Origin of the sequence: Nocardioides nitrophenolicus (assembly GCF_016907515.1) — a bacterium.
GTDB classification, from domain to species: domain Bacteria; phylum Actinomycetota; class Actinomycetes; order Propionibacteriales; family Nocardioidaceae; genus Nocardioides; species Nocardioides nitrophenolicus.
This window is the reverse complement of record NZ_JAFBBY010000001.1, coordinates 4249256-4276033: the sequence shown is the minus strand read 5'-3', so window position 1 is coordinate 4276033 and position 26778 is coordinate 4249256. Positions and strand designations below refer to the sequence as shown.

Genomic DNA, 26778 nt, shown 5'->3' with positions numbered 1-26778 from the left:
CCTAAGGTCCGCACCGCTGCGGCCTCACCGCGAGAAGGAAAGGTGGCCGATGTCGAAGCGGCACCCTGTGGTTCGACCCTCGAGACTGCGCTCTCGCCTCGGCGTTCTCTGCGCGGCAGGTCTCCTCGGCAGTCTCGTGGCCGTCGTCGGGGTCAACGCCCCGCCCGCCGCCGCCGCGCCGCCCTTCGACTGCACGACGGTCTACTCCGAGAAGGGCCAGACCGCGCCCTTCGACATCCGCCGGGTCAACACCACCACCGGCGCCCTCACCACCGCCGGGGCGTTCGCCGCGGCCGGGGGGATCCTCAACGGGCTGGGCTTCACCGGTGACGGCCGCGCGGCGTACAGCGTTCGCTACCTCGCCTCCGGCGCCAACGCGGGCTTGGCGATCTACCGATGGGACGCCGCGACCGAGACCACGTCCACACCACTGTCCGGTCAGTCGTCGGTGTTCAACTCCACGCCCACGCACGGCGCGGTCAACCCGCGCACGGGCATCTACTACTTCGCCGGCGTCATCCCCAACACGACCAACATGGCGATCTACGGCTACGACCCGGCCAGCAACAGCTTCCTCGGCCAGGTCGCCCAGTCAACAGCGTCGGCGGCCAGGGCGGGACCAACGGCGACTTCGCCTTCGACGGTGCCGGGCGGGCCTACGTGTCGGTCGGCACCCAGACGCAGAGCCGGCTCTTCGTGATCGACGACCTGCTGCCGACCACACCCCAGTCATCCCCACAGTTCCCCACGAGCACCACGCTCACCACGATCGGCACGTCCAGCGCCATCAACGGGCTCGCGTTCGGCGGCGACGGGTACCTCTACATCGCCGGTCCGCAGCTACTCTTCCAGGTCCACCCGACGACCGGTGCGGTGATCCGGGAGCTGAACATGTCGGCGGCCGACTCGGTCGACCTGGCGTCGTGCGCCAGGCCGAGCACCGTCGTGGTCAAGAAGAACTTCCCCGAGGGCCGGGCCAACCCCGGGGAGCAGGTCGACCTCACCGTCACCGGCGGCGGCATCGCCCGCGGCAACACCGGCACCACGCGCGGCGACGACCCCGGCCTGCAGGACGCCGAGCCCGAGGAGTACGCCGGTCCGGTGCTCGGGCTGCCCGGGACGACGTACACCGTCACCGAGTCGGGTGCCGGCGCGAGCAGCCGCTACGCCCGCTCGTGGCGCTGCGTCAACGAGACCGACGGCACGGTCGTCGCGACGGGCCAGGGCACCACCGGCAGCTTCACGATGCCCAACGGTGGCGCGGCCGGCGCCGACGTGGTCTGCACGTTCTCCAACGTGCCGCTGCGCCCGGGGATCGAGGTCGACAAGCAGGCCGGTGCGCCGAGCGGCAACCGGGTCGGCGACACCATCACCTACACCTTCGTGGTCACCAACACCGGCAACGTGCCGCTGCAGACGCCGACGATCGACGACCCCAAGGTCGGCGCGGTCACCTGCCCCGCCGGCCAGGTGCCGCCGGGGCAGAGCGTGACCTGCACGGCGCCGCCGTACGTGCTGACCCAGGCCGACGTCGACGCGGGCGTCGTCCACAACACCGCGACCGTGACCGGGCGCCCGGTCGATCCGGACCTGCCGGTGGTCACCGACGACGACACGACCACCACGCCGATCACCCGCACGCCGCAGCTCGCGCTAGAGAAGCACGCCGGCACGCCCGTCGACGCCAACGGCTCCGGGCTGGTCGACGTCGGCGACACGATCCAGTACACGTTCACCGTCACCAACACGGGAAACGTGACGGTGCACGACCTGGCGATCGACGACGCCAAGGCAGGTGCGGTGACATGCGACCCGACCACGCTCGCTCCGGGCGCGGTCGCCACCTGCCGGGCCAACGATCCGTATGTGATCACCTCGGCCGACCAGAGCGCCGGTGAGGTGGTCAACACCGCGGTCGCGCTCGGCGAGGACCCGACCGACGCCGCGGTGCGCTCCAACGAGGACTCCACCCGCACTCCCGTCGACACGCCCGCCCCCCGGCTCGCGCTGGTCAAGCGCGCCGCGACCCCGGTCGACGTCAACGGCGACGGCCTGGTCAACGCCGGCGACACGGTGCAGTTCACGTTCACGGTGACCAACACCGGCAACATCCCGATCAACCAGATCCTGGTCGACGACCCGAAGCTCACGGCAGCCGGCATCGGCATCACCTGCGATGTCACCTCCCTCGCGCCGAACGAAGCGACGACCTGTCGCGCCGACGGCTTGTACACGATCACCGACGAGGACGAGGCCGACGCGAGCGCCGACAACGTCGCGACGGCGCGGGGCGTCGCCGCAACGGGGCGTCGTACGGAGTCGGAGCCGTCGGAGGTGTCGATCCCCCTCGAGGCGGCCGCGCCGGGGCTCAGCGTGGTCAAGGAGGCCGGCGACCCCGTCGACGCCAACGGGTCCGGCATCATCGACGCCGGCGACACGATCCAGTACACGTTCACGGTGACCAACACCGGCAACGTCACCATCGACGACCTCGTCATCGAGGACCCGATGCTGACCGACGCCGGCATCACGATCACCTGCGCCCCGACCACGCTGGCACCCTCCGAGGTCGCGACCTGCGCGGCCGACGACGTCTATGTCATCACCGCCGACGACGCCGCGGCCGGCGTGGTCAACAACACCGCCACCGCCGTGGGCGACGGCCCCGGCGGCGAGCGCGTCACGTCGGAGCCGGACTCCACCTCCACGCCCAGCGAGGAGGGCGCCGCCGCGCTCGAGATGGACAAGATCGCCGAGGCCCCGGTCGACGTCAACGGCAACGGCATCACCGACGCCGGCGACACGATCCGCTACCGCTTCACCGTCACCAACACCGGCAACGTCACCGTCTTCGACGTCGCGATCTCCGACCCCAAGCTCGAAGGGGCGGGCATCACCATCACCTGCGACCCGACCACGCTGCCGGTCGACCAGACCGCCACGTGCACGACCGACCGGCCCTACGTGATCACCGCGGACGACGAGGCCGCGGGCCTGGCCGAGAACACCGCTGCGGCCGTGGCCACGAACCCGGACGACGAGCCGGTCCGCTCGCCCGACGACACCACCCGCACACCCGTCGTGGCTCCCGCACCCGCGCTCAGCCTGGTCAAGACGGCCGACCAGCCGCGTGACGTCAACCGCTCCGGGATCACCGACGCGGGCGACTACATCCGGTTCCGGTTCGCGGTGACCAACACCGGCAACGTCCCCCTCACCGACCTGCGCATCGTCGACCCCAAGGTGGGCTCCGCGACCTGTGAGGCGACGTCCCTGGCCCCGGCCGCCTCGACCACGTGCGTGGCGGACGCGGTCTACGTCATCACCGAGGACGACGAGCGCGCCGGTCAGGTGCACAACACCGCGCTCGCCCGGGCGACCGACCCGGCCGACCCCGACGCCGGCCCGGTCGAGTCCGACGAGAGCTCCACGACGACGCCGGTGCAGACCCCGGACCCGCGTCTCGAGCTGGTCAAGCGGGCCGGCACGCCGACCGATGTCAACGGATCCGGCATCACCGACGCGGGCGACACCATCCAGTTCACCTTCACCGTGACGAACACCGGCAACGTGCCGCTCTCGCTGCTGAACATCGAGGACGACATGCTCGGCGGCCAGAGCATCCCGATCACCTGCGAGATCACGACGCTGGCGCCCGGGGCGAGCACCACCTGTCGTGCGGACCGGCCCTATGTCGTCACCGAGACCGACGAGGCCCGCGGCTCGGTCAACAACGTCGCTGTGGCCCGCGCCACCGACCCGGACGCCGGCCCGGTCACCTCGGACGAGAGCTCGACCTCGACCCCGGTGCAGACGCCGGCCCCGCGACTCGAGCTGGTCAAGGAGGCCGGTGACCTGGTCGACGCCAACGGCTCCGGCCGCGCCGACGCCGGCGACACGATCCGGTTCAGGTTCACCGTGACCAACACCGGCAACGTGCCGGTCCGCGAGGTCGTCGTACGGGACCCGATGCTGACCGACGCCGGGATCACGGTCACCTGCACACCGACCGCGCTCGCGCCGGGCGAGGTCGCGACCTGCACCACGGACGCCGACTACGAGGTCACCCAGGCCGACGTCGACCGCGGGGTCGTCGCCAATGTCGCCACCGCGCGCGGCGTCGACCCGGACGACGACCCGGTGGTGTCCGACGAGGCCGACACCCGCACGCCGCTCTCCAAGCAGGCGACGCTCAGCCTCGAGAAGGAGGTCAGTGCCCCGCACGATCTCAACGACTCGGGCATCACCGACGCCGGTGACGCGCTCGGCTATCGCTTCGTGGTCACCAACACGGGCAACGTGACCGTGTCCGACGTACGGATCGTCGACGACCTGCTCGACGGCGTCGGCATCGTGATCACCTGCCGCCCGACCACGCTCGCGCCCGGCGAGACCACGACCTGCACCACCAACCGGCGCTACTTCATCACCGAGGCCGACGAGCGCGCCGGTGTCGTCGACAACACGGCCACCGCCCATGGCATGGACCCGGACGACGAGCAGGTGGTGTCCAACGAGGACAGCACCTCCACCCCCGTCCAGACACCCGACCCGAAGCTGGAACTGGTCAAGCAGGCCGGCACACCGGTCGACACCAACGACTCCGGCATCACCGACGCCGGCGACACCATCACCTACACCTTCACCGTCACCAACACCGGCAACGTCCCGATCCGCGACGTGGCCGTGTCCGACCCGATGCTGAACGCGGCCGGCATCACCATCACCTGCGACCCCACCACCCTGGCCCCGCAGGAGACCACGACCTGCACCACGGACCAGCCGTACGTGATCACCACCGACGACGTCACCGCCGGCACCGTCGACAACACCGCCACCGCCACCGGCACCGACCCCGACGACGGCACGGTGACCTCCAACGAGGACAGCACCTCCACCCCAGTCCAGACACCCGACCCGAAGCTGGAACTGGTCAAGCAGGCCGGCACACCGGTCGACACCAACGACTCCGGCATCACCGACGCCGGCGACACCATCACCTACACCTTCACCGTCACCAACACCGGCAACGTCCCGATCCGCGACGTGGCCGTGTCCGACCCGATGCTGAACGCGGCCGACATCACCATCACCTGCGACCCCACCACCCTGGCCCCGCAGGAGACCACGACCTGCACCACGGACCAGCCGTACGTGATCACCACCGACGACGTCACCGCCGGCACCGTCGACAACACCGCCACCGCCACCGGCACCGACCCCGACGACGGCACGGTGACCTCCAACGAGGACAGCACCTCCACCCCCGTCCAGACACCCGACCCGAAGCTGCGGCTCGAGAAGTCGGCCGGGGCGGTCCGCGACGTCGACGGCTCGGGAACCGTCAGTGCCGGCGACACGATCGCCTACACCTTCACCGTCACCAACACCGGCAACGTCCCGATCCGCGACGTGGTCGTGTCCGACCCGATGCTGAGCGCGGCCGGCATCACCATCACCTGCGACCCCACCACCCTGGCCCCCGGCGCGGCCGCCAACTGCGCGGCCGACGACGACTACGAGATCACCCAGGACGACGTCGACGCCGGTCACGTCGTCAACGTCGCCACCGCACGTGGCACCGATCCCGACGGTGGTGCCGTCGCATCGCCCGAAGACGAGGCGACGACCACGCTGCCCCCGGTCATCGACCTGCGACTGGACAAGCTGGCCGGAGCCCCGACCGACGCCAACGGCTCAGGGATCACCGACGCCGGCGACACGATCCGGTACACCTTCACCGTGACCAACCAGGGCAATGTGACGGTCCGCGACATCGCGATCGACGACCCGAGGTTGGCCGCGGCGGGGCTCACCGTCACCTGCGATCCCACCACCCTGGCGCCGCAGGAGACCGCGACCTGCACGACCGACGGTGACTACGTGATCACCGCCGACGACGTCGAGGCGGGCACGGTCGACAACACCGCGACGGCGACCGGCGTCGACCCCACTGACGGGGAGGTGAGGTCGAACGAGGACTCCACCTCGACCCCGGTCACCCGGCCCGCCCCGAGCCTGCACCTGGTGAAGGAGGCCGGCACCCCCACCGATGTCGACGGCGACGGCGTCATCGCGGCGGGCGACACCATCGCCTACACCTTCACCGTCACCAACAACGGCAACGTCCCTGTCGACGACCTCGCCGTCTCCGATCCCAAGGTCGGCACGGTGAGCTGTGAGCGGACCCGGCTCGAGGTCGGCGCGTCGACCCGCTGTGCGGCGGACGCGGTCTACGTCATCACCGAGGCCGACCAGTCAGCGGGCCGGGTCGACAACGTCGCCGTCGCGAACGGGACCGACCCGGACGGTGGAGTCGTGGAGTCCCCGGAGGCGACCACGTCGACCCCGGTCGTCGCGCCGGACCCGAAGCTCGACCTGCTCAAGTCGGCTGCGGCGCCGGTGGACCGCAACGGCTCCGGGCGCATCGACGCCGGCGACACCATCGCGTTCACCTTCACCGTGACCAACACCGGCAATGTGCCGGTGAGCGGCATCCGGGTCGTCGACCCGCTGGTGGGCGAGGTGGCCTGCGACGAGACCACGCTGGCGCCGGGTGCCTCGACGCCGTGTCGCGCGGTCGAGCCGTATGTCCTGACCCAGGACGACATCGACGCCGGGACCGTGCACAACGTCGCGCACGCCGAGGGCCTGCCGCCGTCGGGCCAGCCGGTCGTGTCGCCCGACGCGGAGACCACGACGCCGATCAACCGCCAGCCGGGACTGTCCCTGGTCAAGCAGGCTGCGCTCCAGGACACCAACGGCAACGGCAAGGCGGACGTCGGTGAGTCGATCATCTTCACCTTCACGCTCACCAACACCGGCAACGTCCGGCTGACCGGCGTCACGGTGACCGATCCGATGGTCGGCGACGTGACCTGTGCCCGCACCAGCCTGGCGCCGGGCGAGCAGACCACCTGTCGCGCCGCGAAGCCCTACGTGGTGACCGCCGCCGACGCCGAGAAGGGCTCGGTGGTCAACGTCGCCACCGCGAGCGGCTCCGCCGGCGGCGACCAGGTCGTGACCTCACCGCCGTCCTCCACCACCACGCCGACCGTCCGTCCCGACGCGCCGAAGTCTCCGGATCCGACGTCGCCCAAGGAGCCGAAGGTGCCCGAGACGGCGGGGCTCCCCGATGCGGGCGGGCCGGCGGGGTGGCTGCTGGTCGGTGGGTTGGCGCTGCTGCTCGGTGGCGGCGTTCTCCTCCTCGGGGTGCGGGGGCGCCGGGGATGACGACGATCTCGACGCGGACCAGGGTGACGGCCCTCGGCGCACTGGTGGCGCTGGCCCTCACCGCCTGCGGCTCCGGTGGCGAGGAGCCCACCAAGCCGCGGCCGGACCAGGAGGCGACGAGCCGTCAGGGCACGACGGAACCGGACGCCGTGAGCGTCAAGCCCGGCGATGTGACCATCCCGGCGAAGGTGCCGAACCGGCCAGGCAAGCGTGGCGCGGTCGAGACGACCGAGTGTGGCCCGAGCGCCGGTGGATGGCAGGCCGCGGGGACCGCGACCGCTCGCGACAAGGCCCAGGAGTTCGTGATCACGGTGTTCTTCACCACCGAGCACGCCACGGTCGTGCAGTGGGGACGTACCCAGGTGTCAGTCGCTGCCGGGCAGAGCGCGCGCTGGCAGGTCGACGTGGACCTGGACGTCCGCGGCGAGCTGCGCTGCGTCCTGCGCGGCGTCGCCTGAGCTCGGATGTCCGGTCGCCGCGATCGGTCGTCCGGGCTCAGCAGCCGCCCGCGACCGCCGGGATCACCGAGACCTCGGCGCCGTCGGGCGTCGGGGTGGCGAGGTCCTGCTCGAAGCGCACGTCGTCGTTGTTGACGTAGACGTTGACGAAGCGGCGCAGCTTGCCGTCCTCGTCGAGGATCCGGCCCTTGATCCCGGCGTAGTTGGCGTCGAGGTCGTCGAGGATCTCCGCCAGGGTGGCGCCGGTGGCGCTCACCTCGGACTCACCGCCGGTGTAGGTGCGGAGGATGGTGGGGATCCGGACGCTGACTGCCATGGAAATTCCTTTGCTGTAGTGGTTGGGGAATGAGCGTCGCCTGGCGCGTGCGGCCGCAAGGCGGAGCCGCGCAGGCGACCTGGGAGCGAAGCGGTCGTCAAGCGGCGACAACGCCGCGGACGCTCCGCCAGGCGGCGCTCATCAGAGACCGGTCTCCTTGAAGGCCCTGTAGCTCGGGGCGATGGTGGCCGCGGCGCCGACCTGGCCGGAGACCGCGTCGAGGGTCTTCAGGCCGTGGCCGGTGTTGATGATGACGGTCTCGAGGGTCGGGTCGAGCTGGCCGGTCTCGACGAGCTTCTTGGTGACCGCGGTCGTCGTACCGCCGGCGGTCTCGGTGAAGATCCCCTCGGTGCGGGCCAGCAGCACGATGCCCTCGCGGATCTCCTCGTCGGTGACCTCCTCGACCGCACCGCCCGTGCGACGGGCGATGTCGAGGACGTAGATGCCGTCGGCGGGGTTGCCGATGGCCAGGCTCTTGGCGATGGTGTCGGGCTTGACCGGGCGGATCGCGTCGGTGCCGGCCTTGTACGCCGTCGCGACCGGACCGCAGCCGGTGGCCTGGGCGCCGAAGATCCGGTACTCCTTGGCCTCGACCAGGCCGAGCTTGATCAGCTCCTGGAAGGCCTTGTCGACCTTGGTCAGCTGGGAGCCGGACGCGACCGGGATGACGACCTGGTCGGGCAGCCGCCAGCCGAGCTGCTCGGCGATCTCGTAGCCCAGGGTCTTGGAGCCCTCGGCGTAGTAGGGACGGACGTTGACGTTGACGAACGCCCAGCCCTCCTCCTCGCCGGCGATCTCGGAGGCGAGCTTGTTGACGTCGTCGTAGTTGCCGTCGACGGCGACCAGGTTCTCGGTGAAGATCGCGGAGTTGACCTGCTTGGGCGTCTCGAGGTTGCTGGGGATGAAGACGACGGTCTTGATCCCGGCCCGGGCTCCGGCGGCCGCGACCGCGTTGGCGAGGTTGCCGGTCGAGGGGCACGCGAACGTCGTCGCGCCCAGCTCGCGGGCGGCGCTCAGCGCGCAGGCGACGACGCGATCCTTGAAGGAGTTGGTCGGGTTGGTGGAGTCGTCCTTGACCCAGAGCTTGGCGATGCCGAGCTCGGCGGCCAGGTTCCTCGCCTCGAGCAGGCGGGTGAAGCCGGGCTCGGTGTTGGGGCTGGTCTCGATGTCGTCGGGGACGGGCAGCAGCGCCTTGTAGCGCCAGATGTTGCGGGGGCCGGCCTCGATCTGCTCGCGGGTGACGGCCGGGAAGTCGTAGGAGATCTCCAGCGGCCCGAAGCACTCCGGGCAGGCGTAGAACGGGCCCAGCGCGACCTGGTGGCCGCACTCGCGACACGACAGGGCGGTGGCATTGCCGAACGCGCCCTCGCGCAGCCCGGACGGGTTCGACTCGGTCGTCTCGACCTCGGTCACAACGGCGCTCATGGGTTCCTCCTTCTCATCTGTCCCGGCGGCTCTCGCACGGGTCGGATTTGGCACCGTTTCCGCGACGTCGGCCTCTGCGAGCAGTGGTCGGCGGGAGTTCGCGGCGGTTGCCGGGACTTCTCAGGGCCGTTCCCTCAGTCCCTCTGGATGAGCACGCACAGCCTAGGGGCGATCCACCACCGGCACCCAATCGGGATCCCGGATGTCGAGACTGGCGTCCGAAATGTGAGACTCAGGGGGTGCGACGGGCCGCCCGCGCGTCCGTGGCGAGCCGCCGGAGCAGCTCGAGCACGCCTTCGGGACCGTGGACGACCACGTCCGAGAGCGTCACCAGCGCGCTCTGCTCGTCGGACGCCGAGCAGACCCGCAGCGCGGCCACCCCACGCTCGGCGAGCTCCTCGACCGCCTCGAACGCCTCGACGTCGCCGAGGTCGTCGCCCGCGAACAGGAAGCCCTCCGCATCGAGCACCGCGGCCAGCCGGTGCACCACCAGACCCTTGTGGGAGCCCGCCGAGCGCACCTCGATCACCGACTTGCCCGGCTCCAGCACCAGACCGTGCCGGTCGGCGAGCTCGCGCAGCGGCGGCAGCAGCCGGTCGAAGGCGCCCTCCGGGTCGGGCAGCCGGCGGGTGTGGACGGCGACCGCGAGGCCCTTGTCCTCGACGTACGCATCGCTGGCGTCGGCCCGCCGCAGCGCCCGCGGCAGGTCCCGCTCGAAGGTCGCCAGCCCCCGCGGCGGCCGGGCTCCCCGGATCCGGCGCTGGCCCGAGCTCCAGCGCTCGTTGCCGTACTGCCCGAACACGAACAGCTCCTTGCCGGCCGCCTCCAGGGCGTCGCCGACCTCCTCCAGGCCACCGAGGTCGAGCGCCTGACGCGCCGGCCGGCCGGTGATCACCGCGATCGCTGCGACCTCCTCGGCCAGCTCCATCAGCACCTCGGGCGCGTCGGGGTGGATGTGCGCCCGGCCCGGGTCGTCGACGATCGGCGACAGGGTGCCGTCGAAGTCCAGCCCGACGACGGTCCGGGACGCGACGCGCACCAGGGCGTCGTAGCGCTGCTGACCGGAGTCCGAGGTGAACCTCACGCACCCCATCCCATCACGTCACCCGCGACGGCGGATGACGGGTGGGTGAACGCTCGCCTTATCGGCTCAATCGAGCTCGCCCGTCAGGATGACGGTGATGTTGGTGTCGCTCATGTCGCTGTCGGTGTCGGCCGGGAGCACCCGGGCGATGCCGAGGTCGAGCGCGAGGAGCTGGGCCACGGCCTTCTTGCCCTTGGGGAAGTAGACGGTGGTCGCGGGAACCGTGCCGTACCAGTTGTCGGCGGCGGCGACCTTCCAGCCGGCGGCCTTGACCTTCTCCGAGACCCGGCCGGCGAGGCCGCGGATGCGGGTGTTGTTGAAGACGACGACCGCGTGGTCACCGCGGACGACGGGCGGGGGCGCCGGCTTCTCGGTGGCGGCGTCGGTCGGCTCGGTGGGGGCGTCGCTGGGCTGGTCGGCGGTCGCGGTGGGGGTGGCGGCGGCCTTGGTGGCGGAGATGTCGCGCTCCGCGGGGCCGTCACCGCGGGTGGCGACGAAGGCGATGGCCGCGAGGGCCACCGCGACGATGGTGAGCAGCACCACGGGCGAGGGCAGGACGGCGCCGCGTTCGTCTCGGGTGCGAGTGGGCCAGGTGGGGAAGGTCATGGCCGCCTCTCCGGGTAGCTGGTTCGGTGGGTTCAGATCTCGAAGCCCAGGCGCCGGGCGGACCGCTGACGCTGACGCTGCGAGCGCAGCCGCCGCAGGCGGCGCACGAGCAGCGGGTCGGCCTCGAGGGCCTCGGGGCGGTCGATCAGGGCGTTGAGCACCTGGTAGTAGCGGGTCGCGCTCATGTCGAACTGCTCGCGCACCGCGCTCTCCTTGGCGCCGGCGTACTTCCACCAGTGCCGCTCGAACTCGAGGATGGCGCGATCGCGGTCGCTGAGGCCACCCGGATCGGCCGCGCCGGCGGCGTTCTCCTGGGTCTTGCGCTCGGCGGTCATAGGTCTCCTCGACGCGTCAGAGATGTGCTGACTCGTACTGTAACCCGCGAATCACAACGATGTCATTCGGCCGCGCCGGGCGTTGCGCGCCCTAGGGTCGGATCATGACCGGCACCCCGGATCCCCTCGGCTGGGGCATCCTCGCCACCGGGAAGATCGCGCGCTCCTTCGCCACCGACCTCGCCCTGGTCCCCGGCTCCCGGCTGGCCGCCGTGGGCTCGCGGAGCGAGACGTCCGCCCGCGCCTTCGCCGAGGCGTACGGCGACGGGCGCACCCGCGCCCACGGCGACTACGCGGCGCTCGTGGCCGACCCCGCGGTCGACGTGGTCTACGTCGCGACCCCGCACTCCCTCCATCTCGACGGCTCCCGCGCCGCCTTCCGGGCCGGCAAGCACGTGCTCTGCGAGAAGCCGCTGACCCTGCGCGCCTCCGACGCCGAGGAGCTGGTCCGGCTGGCGCGCGAGCACGACCGCTTCCTGATGGAGGCGATGTGGACGGCGTGCCACCCGGTGATCCGGCAGCTGCGCCGTGAGCTGGCCAGCGGTCGGTTCGGTACGCCGCGCCACCTGGCCGCGGAGCTGGGCTTCCGGGTCGACGCTCCCCCGACCGACCGCCTGCTCGCCCCCGAGCTGGGCGGCGGGGCGCTGCTCGACATGGGCGTCTATCCACTGACCCTCGCCCACCTGCTGCTCGGCGAGGCCGAGGAGCTGCGCGCGGTCGGCGTCGTCACCGACGGCGGCGTCGACCTCGACCTCGCGATCGCGGGGCGCTATCCGGGTGGCGCGATCGCCAGCCTGCACGCCTCGATGACCTCGTGGTCCTCCCGGGCCGCGGCGCTCGCCACGGACCTCGGCCGGATCGAGCTCGAGGGCGACTTCCACCATCCCACCGCGGCGGTGTTCACGCCGGTCGGGCGGCCCGACCAGCGGGTCGTGCTGACCGGGGAGGAGCCGGTGGTCGGGCGCGGGTACGGCAACGAGATCGCGGAGGTGGAGCGGTGCGTGCGCGCCGGACTGCGCGAGAGCCCGCTCGTCCCCCACGCCCAGACCCTCACCGTCCTGCGCCAGCTGGACGCGCTGCGGGCCGACCTGGGGATCCGCTACCCGGACGACTGAGCGTCGGCGCGCAGGAAGCGGACCACCGCCAGCACCCGCCGGTGCGACTGGTCGTCGTCGGGGCTGAGCCCGAGCTTCGCGAAGATCCGCTGGGTGTGCTTCTCGACCGCGGCCAGCGAGACGACCAGCGCGTCGGCGACGGCGGCGTTCGACCGGCCCTCGGCCATCAGCGCCAGCACCTCCCGCTCGCGCGGGGTCAGCGCGCCGAGGGGATCGCTTCGGCGGCCCATCAGGTGCTTGACCACCATCGGGTCGAGCACGGTCCCGCCGTCGGCCACGCTCACCAGGGCGTCGAGGAACTCGCCGACCTCGCTCACCCGGTCCTTGAGCAGGTAGCCGACGCCGCCCTCCCCCGTGGCGAGCAGCTCGTCGGCGTACGACGCCACGACGTACTGCGACAGCACCAGCACCCGCGCCCCCGGCCAGGAGCGCCGGCAGGCCACCGCGGCGCGCAGGCCCTCGTCGGTGTGGCTGGGCGGCATCCGGACGTCGACGATGGCGAGGTCCGGGCGGTGCGCGAGCACCGCGTCGACCAGGGCCGGGCCGTCGCCGACGGCGGCGACCACGTCGTGGCCGGCCTCCGCGAGGAGCAGCTGCAGCCCCTCGCGCAGCAGCACGGAGTCATCGGCGACCACGATCCTCACCTCAACGGCACCTCCGCGCGCAGCCGGGTCGGGCCACCCTGCGGGGAGACCACGACGAGGGCGCCGTCGACCCCGGCCAGGCGCTCGCGCAGGCCCGCCAGCCCGTGCCCCGGTACGGCGGCCGCCCCGCCGCGCCCGTTGTCGACGACGGTGACCCGCAGCCGCCCGCCGACCGCCTCCAGGGCGACGTCGGCGCGGTCGGCGCCGCTGTGCTTGACGACATTGGTCAGCGCCTCGGCGGCCACGAAGTAGGCGGCCGTCTCGACCGCGAGCGGCAGCTCGGGCGGCAGGTCGGCCGTCACCCGCACCGGGATCGGCTGGCCGTCAGCCATCTCTCCCACCGCGGCGGCCAGGCCGCGGTCGACCAGCAGCGGCGGCGCGATCCCGCGGGACAGCGCGCGCAGCTCCTCGACCGCCTCCCGGGTCTGGGCCACGGCGGCGTCCAGGGTGCGGGCCGCGGTCGCCGGGTCCTGGGCGAGCTGCACCCGGGCCCGGCCGAGGTCCATGCCGAGCCGGATCAGCCGCTGCTGCGGGCCGTCGTGGATGTCGCGCTCCAGCCGGCGCAGCGAGTCGGCCTCGGCCCGGTGCGCGGACTCGCGGCTCTCCTCGACCCGGGCGACCCGGCCCTGCAGCTCGGCCCGGCTGGTCAGCAGCACCGACGCCAGGCTGGCGTGCACCACGGCGGCGAACCTCAGCGCGAACGGCAGCGTGACCAGGGCGGCGACGCCGATCGAGGAGACCAGCCCCACGTCGGCGGTCCGGCTCTCGCCGAGCCCGATCAGGTCGGCCAGGCTCTGCGCGTCGCTGCCGTCGCGCGGGATGAAGCGCTCCCAGAACCAGTAGCTCAGCCCGCCGAGCGCCGTCGCCCACCAGGTGATCGCCACGCAGAAGGACACGACCGCGGTGATCCAGCCGACCAGCGACCACACCACGTCCAGCCACGACTGCGGATCGCGCAGCGGCGTGAGCGAGCGGCGCCAGAAGCCGTCGCCGGCCCGCGCGCGCAGGTACGCCGGCTCCGGCACCGCCCGGCCGGACAGCGCGGCGAGGCGGCGCCGCTCGACGTGGGCGAAGCCGCGGGCGGCGTACACGCCCACGACGAGCACGAACACGCCGCCGACCACCACCGACAGCCCGAGCCCGGACGCCACCAGCGCGATCACCACGACGAGCGCGACCAGGGCCACCGGCAGCGCCGCGAGGGCATAGCCGGTGTCGCGCAGCCACCGCATCGCGGGGCGGGGCGCGGGCGGGCTCGTCACCAGGGCGTCGGTCATGGGTCCAGCATCGTTCCGGGGAGGTCGTCGGCAACATCCTGCCAGCGCGACACCGCTTGTCGGGCCAGCCCGACAACCTCCGTCCCACTAGGGTGACCACGTGGGCCATGACCTCGTGATCGTCGCCAACCGCCTTCCCGTCGACCGCGTCACCGACCACGCCGGGAAGGCCCGCTGGCGCCGCTCTCCCGGTGGCCTGGTCTCGGCGATCGAGCCGGTGATGCGCGCCCACGACGGAGTCTGGGTGGGCTGGCCGGGCGGCACCCAGAAGTTCAAGCCGTTCAAGGTCGACGGCCTCGACCTGGTCCCGCTCGCGATGTCCGCGGAGGAGATCGAGGAGCACTACGAGGGCTTCTCCAACGGCACCCTGTGGCCGCTGTACCACGACGTGGTCGCGAAGCCGGAGTTCCACCGCGAGTGGTGGGACACCTACGTCAAGGTCAACCGGCGCTTCGCCGAGCGCACCGCCGAGCTCGCCAACGACGGCGCCACGGTGTGGGTGCACGACTACCAGCTGCAGCTGGTGCCGCAGATGCTCCGCGAGCTGCGCCCGGACCTGCGCATCGGCTTCTACCTCCACATCCCGTTCCCGCCCGCCGAGCTGTTCCAGCAGCTGCCGTGGCGCCGCCAGATCCTCGAGGGCCTGCTCGGCGCCGACCTGGTCGGCTTCCAGCTGCCCGGCGCGGCACAGAACTTCATCCGCCTGGTCCGCCAGCGGGTCGGCCACAAGACGCACCGCGACCTCGTCTACCTGCCCGACGGCCGCACCGTGCGCGCCGCCGCGTTCCCGATCTCCATCGACGCCGCCGGCTTCGAGGAGCTGGCCCGCTCCGAGGCCGTCGCCGAGCGCGCGGACGCGATCCGCGACGCGCTCGGCAACCCGCGCAAGATCTTCCTCGGCATCGACCGCCTCGACTACACCAAGGGCATCCACGCCCGGCTGCGTGCCTTCGGCGAGCTGATCCGCGACGGCGCGCTCACCGTCGACGACGCGGTCTTCGTCCAGGTCGCGGTCCCCTCCCGCGAGCGCGTGGAGCACTACCGCAACCTGCGCGACGACATCGAGCTGCTCGTCGGCCGGATCAACGGCGACCTCGGCCGGATCGGCCGCCCGGCGGTGAGCTACCTGCACACGTCGTACCCCCGCGAGGAGATGGCCGCGCTCTACCGGGCCGCCGACATCATGGTCGTCACGCCCTACCGCGACGGGATGAACCTGGTGGCCAAGGAGTACGTCGCGTGCCGCATCGACGACGACGGCGCCCTGGTGCTCTCGGAGTTCGCCGGCGCGGCCGACGAGCTGCGCCAGGCCTGGCTGGTCAACCCCTACGACATGAACGGCATGAAGGCAGCGCTGCTCGAGGCCTACGCGGCCGAGCCCAAGGAGCTCACCCGCCGGATGAAGGCGATGCGCCGTCAGATCGCGCAGCACGACGTGAAGGCGTGGGCCGACAGCTTCATGACCGAGCTCGAGGACGAGAGCCACAGCCACACCAAGTCGGTACGTCCGGCGACCCGCTCCTGAACCCGGCTACCGCGCGGTAGCGTTCGGCCATGGATCTGGTGCCCCTGCGCTCGGTTCCGGGCGCCGGCCTGCTCCCCGCCCCGGACCAGGTCGTCGCTGCCGCGAGCAATGTCGCCCACAAGCTGCTCTACGGCGGGGTGGCCGACCTGCGCCCGATGCCGCGCACGCTGATCGACGACGGCACCCTGCGCGAGGTCTACCACTACCGACCCTCGGGCCACGTCCAGGAGCACGGCGACCCGGTGCTGCTGGTGACCCCGCTCGCCGCGCCGTCGAGCTGCTACGACCTGCGCCGCGGCTGCTCGCTGGTCGAGCACTTCGTCACCGAGGGCCGGCCGACCTATCTCGTGGAGTACGGCGAGGTCTCCTTCCGCGACCGCAACCTCGGCATGGAGCACTGGGTCGACGAGGTCGTGCCGACCGCGATCCGGGAGGTCTCGGCGCACGCCGGCGGCCGTCCCGTGCACGTCATCGGCTGGTCCCTGGGCGGCATCTTCTCGCTGCTCACCCTCGCCGACCAGCGCTCCGGCGACCTGCCCGTCGCGTCGCTGAGCGTGGTCGGCTCGCCGATCGACATCTCGCTGGTGCCGCTCCTGGCGCCCTTCCGGCCGCTGCTCAACCTGTTCAACGGCAACGGCCCGATCACCAAGGGCTACCAGATGCTGGGCGGGGCGCCGAAGCCCCTGGTGAAGTGGGCCTTCCAGCTCACCGCCTTCCAGAAGCTGGTCACCAAGCCGATCGCGCTGGCGACCCATGTCGACGACCGCGAGTTCCTCGCGCAGGTCGAGGCGGTCGACCACTTCACCGCCAACATGATCGCCTACCCCGGCCGCACCTTCGGCCAGCTCTACCACCGCTTCGCCAAGGGCAACCAGCTCGCCAGCGGTACCTTCGAGCTCGACGACCGCACCATCGACCTCGGCGAGATCACCGTCCCCGTGCTGGTGTTCGGGGGCGCGACCGACGGCATCGCCCCGGTGCCCGCGGTGCGGGCCGTCGTACCCCTGCTGACCAAGTCGCCGGAGGTGCGCTTCGAGGTGGTGCCCGGCGGTCACCTCGGCATGCTGACCGGTCGCGCGGCCCGGACCACCACCTGGCTGGCGATGGACGAGTGGATCACCCAGTGGTCCACCGACAACCGGCCCACCACCCCGATCGGCACCAACCGGAGGCGGCGGCACTCCTCGGCCGCCTCGCGAGCACTCGGGAAGTGAGCGCCCCCACGACGCCGCTCCCCCGGCGGGTCCGGATCGGGTACGGCGCGGGCTCGGTCGCCACCGGCGCGTTCGGCACCGTCCCGGGACTGATGCTGCTGCCCTATCTCACCGACACCCTCGCCGTGCCGGCCCTCCTGGCGGGCGCGATCGTGTTCCTCCCGAAGGCGTGGGACGTCGTGCTCAACCCGGTCGCGGGACGGATCAGCGACCGCACCGTCGACCCGCGCGGCCCGCGACGCCCCTGGCTGCTGCGCGCCGGGCTGCTGCTGGGCCTGTGCTTCGCGGTGCTCTTCGCCGGGCCCGACCTCGGCTCGCGGGCGTTCGACGCGGCCTGGGTGCTGGTGGCCTTCCTGGCCTGCGCGACGGCGTACGCCTTCTTCCAGGTGCCCTATGTCGCGATGCCCGCCGAGATCACCGACTCCTACGCCGAGCGCACCCGCCTGATGACCTGGCGGGTCGCGATCCTGGCGTTCACGATCCTGCTCGCGGGCGCCAGTGCCCCGGCGATCCGGGACGCGGTCGGCGGCCGCGACGGCTACCGGGTGATGGGCGTGGTGATGGCCGCGATCATCGTCACCGGCGCCCTGCTCGCCTACCGCGGCACCCGTGGCGCACGGACCGGAGACGTGGCGCCCGGCCCCGGCGGCCTGCGCGACCAGCTCCGCCTGGTCGCGGCGGCGCGGGACTTCCGGCTGCTGCTGGTCACCTTCGTGGTGCAGGCCCTCGCCACCGGCTGCATGCTCGCGGGAGTCGACTACCTCGCGGGCGACGTGCTGGAGCGCGACGGCGCCTCGACCGTCCTGTTCGTCTGCTTCGTCGGGCCGGCGCTCCTGCTGACGCCCGCGTGGGCGGCGATCGGACGGCGGATCGGCAAGAAGCGCGGGTATGTCACGTCCTCGCTCGTGCTCGCCGTCGGCGCCGCCCTGGCGGTACTGGCCGGGTCCGCGCCGGCCGCGGTGGTCTTCGCCGCGGTGGGACTGGTCGGCGTCGGGTACGCCGGCGTCCAGGTGTTCCCGATGGCGATGCTGCCGGACGCGGCGGCGGTCGACGCGCGGCGTACCGGGTCCTCGCGGGTCGGCGTCTACACCGGCGTCTGGACGGCGGGCGAGACGCTCGGCCTGGCGCTGGGCCCGGGTCTGTTCGCGGTGGTGCTCGCGCTCGGCTCGTACCGCTCCAGCGCCGGCGGCGACGTGGTGCAGCCGGACTCCGCCGTCACCGCGATCACGCTCGGCTTCTCGGTCCTGCCGGCGATCCTGGTGCTCGCGAGCCTGTGGTGGCTGCGCGGCTACGCCCTCGATGAGAGAGAGGTCGACCTCGTTGACGCCTGATCAGATCCGCGCGCGGCTGGCCGCGCTCCAGGCCGACGACCTGCCGGTCCACGGCGGGCGCACCCTCGCCTACGTCTACGACGCCGGGCTCGCCGAGGTCGACGCGCTCGCGCGCGAGGCGGTCGCCGCCTTCGCCGGCAGCAACGGCCTGGACCCGACGGCCTTCCCGAGCCTGCTCGCGATGGAGAACGAGCTGGTGTCCTTCGCCCGCCCCCTCGTCGACGGGCCGGCCACCATGGTGGGGACGCTGACCTCGGGCGGCACCGAGTCCTGTCTGCTCGCGGTCCAGGGCGCGCGCGACGCGCGGCCCGAGGTGCGCGACCCGGCGATCGTCGTACCCGACACGGTGCATGCGGCCTTCCACAAGGCCGGGCACTACTTCGGCGTGCGGGTGGTCGTGGTGCCGACCGGGCCCGACCACCGGGCCGACGCCGCCGCGATGGCGGCCGCCGTCGACGACTCGACGGTGCTCGTCGTGGCCAGCGCGCCGTCGTACGCCGACGGCGTGGTGGACCCCGTCCCCGAGATCGCCGCGGCCGCGGCGGCCCGCGGGGTGCGCTGCCACGTCGACGCCTGCATCGGCGGCTGGGTGCTGCCGTACGCCGCCCGGCTGGGTCGCCCGGTGACGCCGTGGACCTTCGCGGTCGAGGGGGTCACCTCGATCTCGACCGACCTCCACAAGTACGCCTACGCGCCGAAGGGCGCGTCGCTGCTGCTGCACCGGGATCCCGCGCTGCGCCGCCCGCAGTACTTCGCCCACGCCGGCTGGCCCGGCTACACCATGCTGAACGCGACGCTCCAGTCCACGCGCTCGGGCGGTCCGACCGCGGGCGCCTGGGCGACGGTCCAGGCCATCGGCGACGCCGGCTACCTCCGGCTCACCGAGCAGGCGCTGACCGCGACCGACGCGATCGCCGCCGGCATCGCGGCGTTGCCCGGACTCTCCCTCGTCGCGCCGCCGGAGTCGACGCTGGTCGCCGCGGTGGCGGACCCGGATCTCGACGTCTTCACCGTCTGCGACGAGATGGCCGAGCGCGGGTGGTTCGTCCAGCCCCAGCTGTCCTACGGCGAGCGCCGGCCGTCGCTGCACGTCGCGATCAGCGCGGCCACCGACCCCGCCGCCTTCCTGGCCGCGCTGGCGTCGTCGGTGGACGCCGCGCGGGAGGCCGGCCCGGTGCCGGTCGACCCGGGCGTCGCCGACCTGCTCCGCACGCTCGACCCGGCCACCCTCGGCGACGCCGAGTTCGACCTGCTGCTCGCGGCCGGCGGCCTCGCCGGCGACGAGGGGCTCGGCCTGCCGGAGCGGATGGCGCCGGTCAACGCACTGCTCGACGTCGCCCCGCCCGCACTGCGCGAGGCGGTCCTGGTCGCCTTCCTCGACCGGCTCGCCCGGCCGTTCGCACCCGGGACATAGTCCCAAAGGACTAGCGGGTCCCGGCCTCGTTCCCGATGCCCGGCCCCCCGCCCGCTCCGTAGATTCCTCGGTACCGACGCGGACCTCAGAGCCCGCTGGAGGGAGCCCCACCGGGTCCGGCACCCCATTGCCGGGAGTGCCCCCGGAGGACCAACGGGCTCGGGATCCGCGTCGGAGCCACGCACGCCGGTCGTGGCGCCCCTGGGAGGGAGAGGGGCGCCCGCCGGCCGCGCGGCCACCGGAGCAGCAACCACGGCCGGACCTCGGGAGGGTGGGGGTCTGGGGGGACCGCGACACCTTTGGTGTCCTAGGGTTCGGCCGTGGGTGCTCTCCAGGGACTCGTCGACCAGGGCCTGATGGCCGCCGACTGGGCCGAGGCCCTCGCCCCGGTCGAGGACCGGGTCGCCGCGCTGGGGCAGTTCCTGCGCGCCGAGATCGCCGCGGGGCGCGCCTACCTGCCGGCCGGCGAGCACGTGTTCCGCGCCTTCCGGCGCCCACTGGCCGACGTACGCGTCCTCATCGTGGGCCAGGACCCGTACCCGACGCCCGGTCACCCGATCGGGCTCAGCTTCGCGGTCGACCGCGGGGTGCGGCCGATCCCGCGCAGCCTGGTGAACATCTACCAGGAGCTCGCCAACGACGTCGGCTTCGTCTCCCCCGGCCACGGCGACCTCACCGGCTGGGCCGAGCAGGGCGTGATGCTGCTCAACCGGGTGCTGACCGTGCGCCCCGGCGAGCCGGGCTCGCACCGCGGCCAGGGCTGGGAGCACGTCACGGCGTGCGCCATCCAGGCCGTCGTCCGCCGGGCGGAGGCGGGCGCGCCGATCGCCGCCATCCTGTGGGGCCGGGACGCGCAGACCCTCAAGGCCCATCTCGGCCCGATCCCGTCGGTCGAGTCGCCCCATCCCTCCCCGCTGTCGGCCTCGCGCGGCTTCTTCGGGTCGCGACCGTTCAGCCGGGTCAACGCGCTGCTCGTGGAGCGCGGCGGGCAGCCGGTCGACTGGACCCTGCCGGCCTGAGCCCTTGTCCGGAGCGGCGTCGGGGAATATAGTTGAACTCTCAACTATTGGAGTGGACATGACGACGGACACCAGCACCCGGATGCCGGCCCTCTACATCGGGCACGGCGCTCCCCCGCTCCTCGACGACCCGCTGTGGTCGAGCCAGCTCGCCGCCTGGGCCGGCGACCTCCCGCGACCGAAGGCGATCCTCATCGTCAGCGCGCACTGGGAGTCGGCGCCCCTGTCGCTCACCGCGAGCGGCGTGCCGCTGGTCTACGACTTCGGCGGGTTCGCGCCGAAGTACTACCAGATGACCTACGAGACGCCCGACGCCACGGCGTTCGCGCAGCGGGTGGCGGCGATGATGCCGCGCACCGAGCCGATCCACCAGCACGCCTCGCGCGGACTGGACCACGGCGCCTGGGTGCCACTGAAGATCATGTACCCCGCGGCCGACATCCCGGTGCTGCAGATGTCGATGCCCACCCACGACCCGGGCCGGCTGATGGAGATCGGCCGCCGGCTCCGGCCGCTGCGCGACGAGGGCGTGCTCATCATCGGCTCCGGCTTCCTGACCCACGGCCTGCCCTTCCTGACCTCCTGGGAGCTCGACGCCGCCGCCCCCGGCTGGTCGAGCGACTTCGACGCCTGGGCCGGCGAGGCGATGGCGCGCGGCGACGTCGACGAGCTGGCGTCGTACCGCGACAAGGCGCCGGGCATGCCGTTCGCGCACCCGACGGTGGAGCACTACACGCCGCTCTTCGTCACCCTCGGCGCCGCGACCGACCCGACCACGCCCGGCGACCAGGTGATCGACGGGTTCTGGATGGGCCTCTCGAAGCGGTCCCTGCAGGTCGCCTGATCCGCCCTACGAACGGCGGTACAGGTTGACACCGCACGCCCGCCGCACGTCGTCGACCGCGCGACGCTCGGCCGCCGCCACGGCGACGCGGTCGACCGCCCCGGCGGCTCGTCGTACGATCCGCGCCTGGCGGGCCGTCAGTCCCGTCGTGTCGCCGCGGTGGGCCGCCACGTAGCGCTGCGCCGAGAGGCCGCTGCGCCGCACTCCGTCCGCGAGCGCGCCGAAGCCCCGCCGCACCCGCCGCCAGTCGCGGCGGATCGGCCGCGGCGCCCGCTCCGCGAACGCGGCGAACCGGTCCTCGGCGGCGTCCGGGTCGTCGAGCATCGGGACCAGGAACAGGCCGCCGAACCGCGCCGAGAAGTCGCGCGCCGCCGCGCAGTAGTCGAACGGTGGGGTCGGCGCCGGGCTGCTCGGCGCGGGACTGCTGGGCGCGGGACTGCTCGGCGTGGGGCTGCTGGGCGTGGGGACGGGAGTCGGGTCGGCCGTCGGCGCCGGCTCGCGACCGGAGCACCCGCCGAGGACGGCGAGCAGGAGGAAGGCGACGACACCGGCGATGAGGCGGCCCATGGACGACCATGCTTCGAGCGCCGCTCGCCCGGCGCCACCCCGGAGCGCCCGGATGTGCGCAGGACGACGATTTCCCGCGCGGCGCCCGTCGACGCCGGTGGCTCAGGCGGCTCAGGTCGGGCGCGCCAGGCGCGCCCGCAGCCGGGCGACCTCGGCCTCGAGCTCGAGCACCCGCGCGATGCCCGCGAGGTTGAGCCCCTCGCCGAGCAGGTCCCGGATCCGGTGCAGGGTCTCGATGTCGGCCCGGCTGTAGAGGCGGGTGCCGCCGTCACTGCGGGCCGGCTCGAGCAGTCCACGCCGTTCGTAGACGCGCAGGTTCTGGATCTGCAGCGAGGTCATCTCGGCCGCGACCGAGATCGCGAAGACGCCCCGCGTGTGCTCACCACGATCGCGCGTCCGCCCTTGATTCACAGGCACAGATTATCTATAACAGACATTGCAGATCAACGCACCGCCCGGCACACCTCGGTGCCGGCGTACCCGAAGGAGGAACCTGTCATGTTGCTGCGTACCACCGACCCGTTCCGTGACTTCGACCGGCTCGCCGGTCAGCTCCTGGGCGCCGGACTCGGTACGACGAACCGGCCGGCCGTGATGCCGATGGACGCCTGGCGGCAGGGCGAGCAGTTCGTGCTCGAGTTCGACCTGCCCGGCATCAGCAAGGAGAGCATCGACATCGACGTCGAGCGCAACGTGCTGACCATCAGGGCCGAGCGGGTCGCCGGCAACGGCGACTGGCAGCGGCTGGCGTCCGAGCGCACGCACGGCCAGTTCTCGCGTCAGCTCGTCCTCGGCGACAACCTCGACCTGGAGCGGATCGAGGCGGCGTACGAGAACGGTGTGCTGCGCCTGGTCATCCCCGTCGCGGAGAAGGCCAAGCCGCGCAAGATCGAGATCGCCGGCAAGTCCCCCGCGGGCGACCGCGACGCGATCGAGGCCTGACCGCCGACCCGGCAGAAACTGGATGTTGGATTGCGCCGACCCGGCAGAAACTGGCGCGTAGACAGCGCCGACCCGGCAGAAAGTTTCTGCCGGGTCGGCGCAATTCCGGAGCTACCTTCTGCCGGGTCGGCGGAAAACCGGCGCAACTTTCTGCCGGGTCAGCGGACGCGGAGCTTCTTCATCAGCTTGAGCGAGGTCAGCATCTGCTTGACGTAGGCGTCGTAGCCCTGGCCGGGGCGCGGGCCCATGACCTGCTTCTTGAGCACGGCGACGTTCTTGGCGTCGGTGTACTTCAGCAGGCCCTGGTCGCCGTGGCGGGCGCCGACGCCGGACTTCTTGACGCCGCCGGACGGCGACCCCTTCGACGCGTACGCCGTCGCGAGGGCGTCGTTGATGTTGACGTTGCCGGACTCGATCCGGGCCGCGACGGCCTCCGCGCGGGCCAGGTCCCCGCTCCACACCGAGGCGTTGAGGCCGTAGTCGGTGTCGTTGGCGAGGTGGATCGCCTCGTCGACGGTGCGATAGGGGTAGAGCGCCACGACCGGGCCGAAGGTCTCGGTGTGGCCGGCGAGCATGTCCTTGGTGACGCCCTCGAGCACGGTCGGCTCGAAGAAGGCCGGGCCGATGTCGGGCCGGGCCCGGCCGCCGGTGAGGACGGTGGCGCCCTTGGCGACCGCGTCCTCGACGTGGGAGGCGACCCGGTCGCGGTGGTCGGGGCTGACCAGGGACCCGATCTCCGGCCCGAAGTCGTACGCCGCCCCGATCCGCAGGTTCGCGGCCCGCTCGACGAAGGCGGACTTGAGCTCGTCGTACCGGCTCTCGGGGAGGTAGATCCGCTCGATGTGCATGCAGATCTGGCCGGTGTTGCCGAAGACGCCGAAGGTGGTCCCCTCGACCCACTCCTCGACGTTGACGTCGTCGAGCACGATCATCGGGTTCTTGCCGCCGAGCTCGAGGCAGCAGCCGATCAGGTTGCGGCCCGCGCGCTCGCCGATCACCCGTCCGGTCGCGGTGGAGCCGGTGAACATGACGTAGTCGGCGTTGTCGATCAACGTCGGGCCGATGTCGGGGCCCTCGCCGCAGACGACCTGGAACAGACCCTTGGGCAGACCCGCCTCCTCGAGCAGCGAGATGCCGTAGAGCGGCGACAGGGCGGTCTTGTTGTCCGGCTTCACCACGACGGCGTTGCCGGCGATGAGCGCGGGGATCGCGTCGGAGAGGCCCGTCGCGAACGGGAAGTTCCAGGGCGCGATGATGCCGACGACGCCCTTGGGGACGCGGATCTCGGTCGAGCCGGAGACGACCGGCACCGGGCCGCCGTGCTTCTTGGGGGCGAGCAGCCTCTTGGCGCGCTTGAGGTAGTACGACATCACCATCGGCGGGTCGCAGGTCTCCTCGATCGCCATCCGCCGGTTCTTGCCGCTCTCGACCTGGATCAGGTCCGCGGTCGTGTGGGCGTTGTCGACGAGCAGCGTGTGGGCGCGGTCGAAGACCTCGAGCCGCTTGGCGACGGGCCACTGGGCCCACAGCGCCTGCGCGGCGCGTGCCTTCGCGAACGCCTCCTCGATGTCCTCGGGCGTCGACTGCGGCAGCTCGACGAGGACCTCGCCGGTGTAGACCTCGGTGAGCTTCCAGGTCGCGCCGGAGCGGCCGGGGACCCGGGCGACCAGGCGCTCGAGGAGCTCGTCGGTGACCGAGGCGGGACGCGTCGTCGTCACCACCGGACGCCGCCCAGGATGAGCTCGGCCGCCTTCTCGCCGATCATGTAGCACGGCGCGTTGGTGTTGCCGCCGGTGATGCTCGGCATGATCGAGGCGTCCGCGACGCGCAGCCCCTCGATGCCACGGACCTTCAGGTCCGGCGTGACCACCGCGCGCTCGTCGACGCCCATCCGGCAGGTGCCGACGCCGTGGTAGACCGACGTCGAGCGGTTCTTGAGCGCGACCCGCAGCTCCTTGCCGTTGGGGATCGACGGCCCGGGGTGGATCTCCTCCTTGACCCCGCCACCGAACGCCGCGGAGGCCATGATCTCGCGGATCATCTCGGTGCCCTCGGCGAGCACCTCGACGTCGGCCGGGTCGGTGAAGAAGCCGTAGTCGATGAGCGGCGCGGCCGTCGGGTCGGACGACGCGAGGCGCAGCGTGCCGCGGCTCTTGGGGTAGATCAGCGTCGAGAAGACGGTCAGCGACGGGCGCCCGTCGGGGATGTGCCGGATCGGCTCGTCCTGGTTGGGGCTCGGGTAGGCCCACGGGAGCATGTGCAGCTGGAGGTCCGGTACGTCGGTGGCGGCCGACGTACGCACGAAGCCGACGGACTCGAAGACCGAGTTGTCGAGGAAGGAGCCACCGCGGGTCAGGTCCTTGGCCATGCCCTTGAAGAAGGTCCACGCGTTGCCGCGGAACTGCACGCTCGGGACGTGGAAGGACATCGGGTGGAACAGGTGGTCGTGCAGGTTGTCGCCGACGGGCAGGTCCGCGACGCAGTCGATCCCGACGCTCGCGAGGTGGTCGGCGTGGCCGATGCCCGAGAGCATCAGCAGCTGGGGCGTGTTCGCGAAGCCGGCGGAGAGCACGACCTCCTTGCCGGCCCGGATGAAGCGGCGGGTGCCGCCACCCTTGCCCTGGTCGATGACCTCGACGCCGGTGGCGCGGCCGTTGTCGATGACGACCTTGGCGACGTGCACCTCGGTCTGCAGCTCGAGGGTGCGCGGGGCGAGGTGGTGGACGTAGCCGCGTGACGACGAGTACCGCAGCCCGTCAGCAGTGTTCTGCTGCATCCGCGCGATGCCCTCCTGCTCGGCGGCGTTGTAGTCGTCGAGCACCTTCACCCCGAGGGTGTCGGCGGTGGCCTGGATGAACTGGAGGGTGCCCTCCTGCGGCGTCTTGTTGCGGGTGATCTTGATCGGGCCGCCGGCGCCGCGGTAGGCGTTCTCGCCGTCCTCGAAGTCCTCGTAGCGCTTGAACGCCGCGTTGACGCTGTCGGCGTCCCATCCGGTGTTGCCCTCGGCCGCCCACGAGTCGTAGTTGGCCCGGTTGCCGCGCACGTAGACCATGCCGTTGACCGAGCTGGAGCCGCCGACCACCTTGCCGCGCGGGGCGGGCATCCGGCGTCCGTCGAGGCCGGGCTGCGGCACCGAGCGGTAGCCCCAGTCGAAGAGCCGCTCGAGCTTGGGCTCGGAATGCATCGGGCCGATCATGCCGGGCTTCTTGGTGAAGTAGCCGTGCATGCCCTTGTCGTCGGACTTGCCAGCCTCGATGAGGATCACGCTCGCGCCGGACTGGGCGAGCCGCCCGGCCACGATCGACCCGGAGCTGCCGGAACCGACCACCACGTAGTCGGCCTCGTTGCTGTACCTCGCACGCTTCGCCATCGGCGCTTCCTATCCTTCGCTCGGTGACCGGGGTCGTCGGGGGCCCGGCGACGTCACTG

General features: G+C 72.2%; 22 protein-coding genes and 1 riboswitch. Of the genes, 11 read left to right on the top strand and 11 right to left on the bottom strand.

Going from position 1 to position 26778, the window contains the following annotated elements; translation table 11 throughout:
- The first annotated feature begins 136 nt into the window (after positions 1-136).
- Genes JOD66_RS20575 through JOD66_RS20565 form a run of 3 tightly spaced genes read left to right on the top strand, consistent with a single transcriptional unit; the run spans position 137 to position 7691 of the window.
- Complete coding sequence (locus tag JOD66_RS20575) at positions 137-700, top strand: hypothetical protein (RefSeq protein WP_204838670.1); 564 nt, start codon at positions 137-139, stop codon at positions 698-700.
- Positions 661-7233, top strand: a complete 6573-nt coding sequence (locus JOD66_RS29245; protein ID WP_204838669.1) for a CLIPPER-2 domain-containing protein — start codon at positions 661-663, stop codon at positions 7231-7233. The genes JOD66_RS20575 and JOD66_RS29245 overlap by 40 nt, the downstream gene beginning before the upstream one ends.
- The gene (locus JOD66_RS20565; protein ID WP_204838668.1) at positions 7230-7691 is read left to right on the top strand and encodes a hypothetical protein; all 462 of its coding nucleotides are present in this window, start codon (positions 7230-7232) and stop codon (positions 7689-7691) included. The genes JOD66_RS29245 and JOD66_RS20565 overlap by 4 nt, the downstream gene beginning before the upstream one ends.
- 37 nt (positions 7692-7728) lie before the next feature.
- On the opposite strand, the gene JOD66_RS20560 is transcribed toward JOD66_RS20565, so the two are convergent.
- The 5 genes from JOD66_RS20560 to JOD66_RS20540 all read right to left on the bottom strand — a co-directional run bounded on the left by JOD66_RS20560 (position 7729) and on the right by JOD66_RS20540 (position 11457).
- Complete coding sequence (locus tag JOD66_RS20560) at positions 7729-8007, bottom strand: MoaD/ThiS family protein (RefSeq protein WP_204838667.1); 279 nt, start codon at positions 8005-8007, stop codon at positions 7729-7731.
- A 141-nt stretch (positions 8008-8148) separates the two neighbouring features.
- Positions 8149-9432 (bottom strand): threonine synthase, encoded by a 1284-nt coding sequence (gene thrC, locus JOD66_RS20555; RefSeq protein ID WP_204838666.1) that lies wholly within the window; start codon positions 9430-9432, stop codon positions 8149-8151.
- Between the two features lie 10 nt (positions 9433-9442).
- Positions 9443-9586, bottom strand: a riboswitch (SAM riboswitch).
- A gap of 78 nt (positions 9587-9664) precedes the next feature.
- A complete protein-coding gene (otsB, locus tag JOD66_RS20550; protein WP_372442661.1) occupies positions 9665-10516 on the bottom strand; it encodes a trehalose-phosphatase in 852 nt (283 codons plus the stop codon).
- A 66-nt stretch (positions 10517-10582) separates the two neighbouring features.
- On the bottom strand, positions 10583-11122 hold the full coding sequence (locus tag JOD66_RS20545) for a LytR C-terminal domain-containing protein (protein WP_204838664.1): 540 nt from the start codon (positions 11120-11122) through the stop codon (positions 10583-10585).
- 32 nt (positions 11123-11154) lie between these two features.
- Positions 11155-11457: a DUF3263 domain-containing protein gene (locus JOD66_RS20540; protein ID WP_204838663.1), complete on the bottom strand. Its 303-nt coding sequence runs from the start codon at positions 11455-11457 to the stop codon at positions 11155-11157.
- A gap of 104 nt (positions 11458-11561) precedes the next feature.
- On the opposite strand from JOD66_RS20540, the gene JOD66_RS20535 reads away from it, so the two are divergent.
- Complete coding sequence (locus JOD66_RS20535; RefSeq protein WP_204838662.1) at positions 11562-12572, top strand: Gfo/Idh/MocA family protein; 1011 nt, start codon at positions 11562-11564, stop codon at positions 12570-12572.
- Here the strand turns inward: JOD66_RS20535 and JOD66_RS20530 are convergent.
- Together JOD66_RS20530 and JOD66_RS20525 are read right to left on the bottom strand one after the other, a co-directional pair.
- Positions 12557-13216, bottom strand: coding sequence for a response regulator (locus JOD66_RS20530; protein ID WP_204838661.1), 660 nt, complete (start codon positions 13214-13216; stop codon positions 12557-12559). The two genes, JOD66_RS20535 and JOD66_RS20530, sit on opposite strands and share 16 nt — an antisense overlap.
- Positions 13213-14493, bottom strand: coding sequence for a sensor histidine kinase (locus JOD66_RS20525; RefSeq protein WP_204838660.1), 1281 nt, complete (start codon positions 14491-14493; stop codon positions 13213-13215). The genes JOD66_RS20530 and JOD66_RS20525 overlap by 4 nt, the downstream gene beginning before the upstream one ends.
- Before the next feature lie 100 nt (positions 14494-14593).
- On the opposite strand from JOD66_RS20525, the gene JOD66_RS20520 reads away from it, so the two are divergent.
- From JOD66_RS20520 to JOD66_RS20495, 6 genes are all read left to right on the top strand, one after another.
- Positions 14594-16018, top strand: a complete 1425-nt coding sequence (locus tag JOD66_RS20520; protein WP_204838659.1) for an alpha,alpha-trehalose-phosphate synthase (UDP-forming) — start codon at positions 14594-14596, stop codon at positions 16016-16018.
- Positions 16019-16047: 29 nt separating this feature from the next.
- Complete coding sequence (locus tag JOD66_RS20515) at positions 16048-17232, top strand: alpha/beta fold hydrolase (RefSeq protein WP_204838658.1); 1185 nt, start codon at positions 16048-16050, stop codon at positions 17230-17232.
- Complete coding sequence (locus tag JOD66_RS20510) at positions 17229-18563, top strand: MFS transporter (RefSeq protein ID WP_204838657.1); 1335 nt, start codon at positions 17229-17231, stop codon at positions 18561-18563. Before JOD66_RS20515 ends, JOD66_RS20510 begins: the two co-directional genes overlap by 4 nt.
- Positions 18553-19977 carry a pyridoxal phosphate-dependent decarboxylase family protein gene (locus JOD66_RS20505; RefSeq protein WP_239545359.1) on the top strand — a complete coding sequence of 475 codons (1425 nt, stop codon included), beginning with the start codon at positions 18553-18555 and terminating at the stop codon, positions 19975-19977. The genes JOD66_RS20510 and JOD66_RS20505 overlap by 11 nt, the downstream gene beginning before the upstream one ends.
- 320 nt (positions 19978-20297) lie before the next feature.
- Positions 20298-20996 (top strand): uracil-DNA glycosylase, encoded by a 699-nt coding sequence (locus JOD66_RS20500; RefSeq protein ID WP_307823632.1) that lies wholly within the window; start codon positions 20298-20300, stop codon positions 20994-20996.
- Between the two features lie 58 nt (positions 20997-21054).
- Positions 21055-21840: a dioxygenase family protein gene (locus tag JOD66_RS20495; protein ID WP_239545357.1), complete on the top strand. Its 786-nt coding sequence runs from the start codon at positions 21055-21057 to the stop codon at positions 21838-21840.
- 6 nt (positions 21841-21846) lie between these two features.
- On the opposite strand, the gene JOD66_RS20490 is transcribed toward JOD66_RS20495, so the two are convergent.
- Entirely contained in the window at positions 21847-22407 is a 561-nt protein-coding gene (locus tag JOD66_RS20490) for a hypothetical protein (RefSeq protein ID WP_204838655.1), read from the bottom strand.
- A gap of 111 nt (positions 22408-22518) precedes the next feature.
- Complete coding sequence (locus tag JOD66_RS20485; protein ID WP_307823631.1) at positions 22519-22818, bottom strand: MerR family transcriptional regulator; 300 nt, start codon at positions 22816-22818, stop codon at positions 22519-22521.
- 87 nt (positions 22819-22905) lie between these two features.
- Here JOD66_RS20485 and JOD66_RS20480 point away from each other — a divergent pair, with 87 nt between their 5' ends.
- Positions 22906-23349, top strand: a complete 444-nt coding sequence (locus tag JOD66_RS20480; protein ID WP_204838654.1) for an Hsp20/alpha crystallin family protein — start codon at positions 22906-22908, stop codon at positions 23347-23349.
- A 158-nt stretch (positions 23350-23507) separates the two neighbouring features.
- On the opposite strand, the gene JOD66_RS20475 is transcribed toward JOD66_RS20480, so the two are convergent.
- Both JOD66_RS20475 and JOD66_RS20470 read right to left on the bottom strand, forming a co-directional pair.
- A complete protein-coding gene (locus JOD66_RS20475) occupies positions 23508-25067 on the bottom strand; it encodes a succinic semialdehyde dehydrogenase (RefSeq protein WP_204838653.1) in 1560 nt (519 codons plus the stop codon).
- Positions 25064-26719, bottom strand: a complete 1656-nt coding sequence (locus JOD66_RS20470; RefSeq protein WP_204838652.1) for a GMC family oxidoreductase — start codon at positions 26717-26719, stop codon at positions 25064-25066. Before JOD66_RS20470 ends, JOD66_RS20475 begins: the two co-directional genes overlap by 4 nt.
- Positions 26720-26778 lie beyond the last annotated feature (59 nt).

What these genes read in the sequence shown, in the direction of transcription:
- thrC (WP_204838666.1), bottom strand. Translation starts at nt 9,432, where the DNA reads ATGAGCGCCGTTGTGACCGAGGTCGAGACGACCGAGTCGAACCCGTCC.
- JOD66_RS20560 (WP_204838667.1), bottom strand. Translation starts at nt 8,007, where the DNA reads ATGGCAGTCAGCGTCCGGATCCCCACCATCCTCCGCACCTACACCGGC.
- JOD66_RS20545 (WP_204838664.1), bottom strand. Translation starts at nt 11,122, where the DNA reads ATGACCTTCCCCACCTGGCCCACTCGCACCCGAGACGAACGCGGCGCC.
- JOD66_RS20540 (WP_204838663.1), bottom strand. Translation starts at nt 11,457, where the DNA reads ATGACCGCCGAGCGCAAGACCCAGGAGAACGCCGCCGGCGCGGCCGAT.
- JOD66_RS20525 (WP_204838660.1), bottom strand. Translation starts at nt 14,493, where the DNA reads ATGACCGACGCCCTGGTGACGAGCCCGCCCGCGCCCCGCCCCGCGATG.
- JOD66_RS20480 (WP_204838654.1), top strand. Translation starts at nt 22,906, where the DNA reads ATGTTGCTGCGTACCACCGACCCGTTCCGTGACTTCGACCGGCTCGCC.
- JOD66_RS20490 (WP_204838655.1), bottom strand. Translation starts at nt 22,407, where the DNA reads ATGGGCCGCCTCATCGCCGGTGTCGTCGCCTTCCTCCTGCTCGCCGTC.
- JOD66_RS20565 (WP_204838668.1), top strand. Translation starts at nt 7,230, where the DNA reads ATGACGACGATCTCGACGCGGACCAGGGTGACGGCCCTCGGCGCACTG.
- JOD66_RS20470 (WP_204838652.1), bottom strand. Translation starts at nt 26,719, where the DNA reads ATGGCGAAGCGTGCGAGGTACAGCAACGAGGCCGACTACGTGGTGGTC.
- JOD66_RS20495 (WP_239545357.1), top strand. Translation starts at nt 21,055, where the DNA reads ATGACGACGGACACCAGCACCCGGATGCCGGCCCTCTACATCGGGCAC.
- JOD66_RS20515 (WP_204838658.1), top strand. Translation starts at nt 16,048, where the DNA reads ATGGATCTGGTGCCCCTGCGCTCGGTTCCGGGCGCCGGCCTGCTCCCC.
- JOD66_RS20535 (WP_204838662.1), top strand. Translation starts at nt 11,562, where the DNA reads ATGACCGGCACCCCGGATCCCCTCGGCTGGGGCATCCTCGCCACCGGG.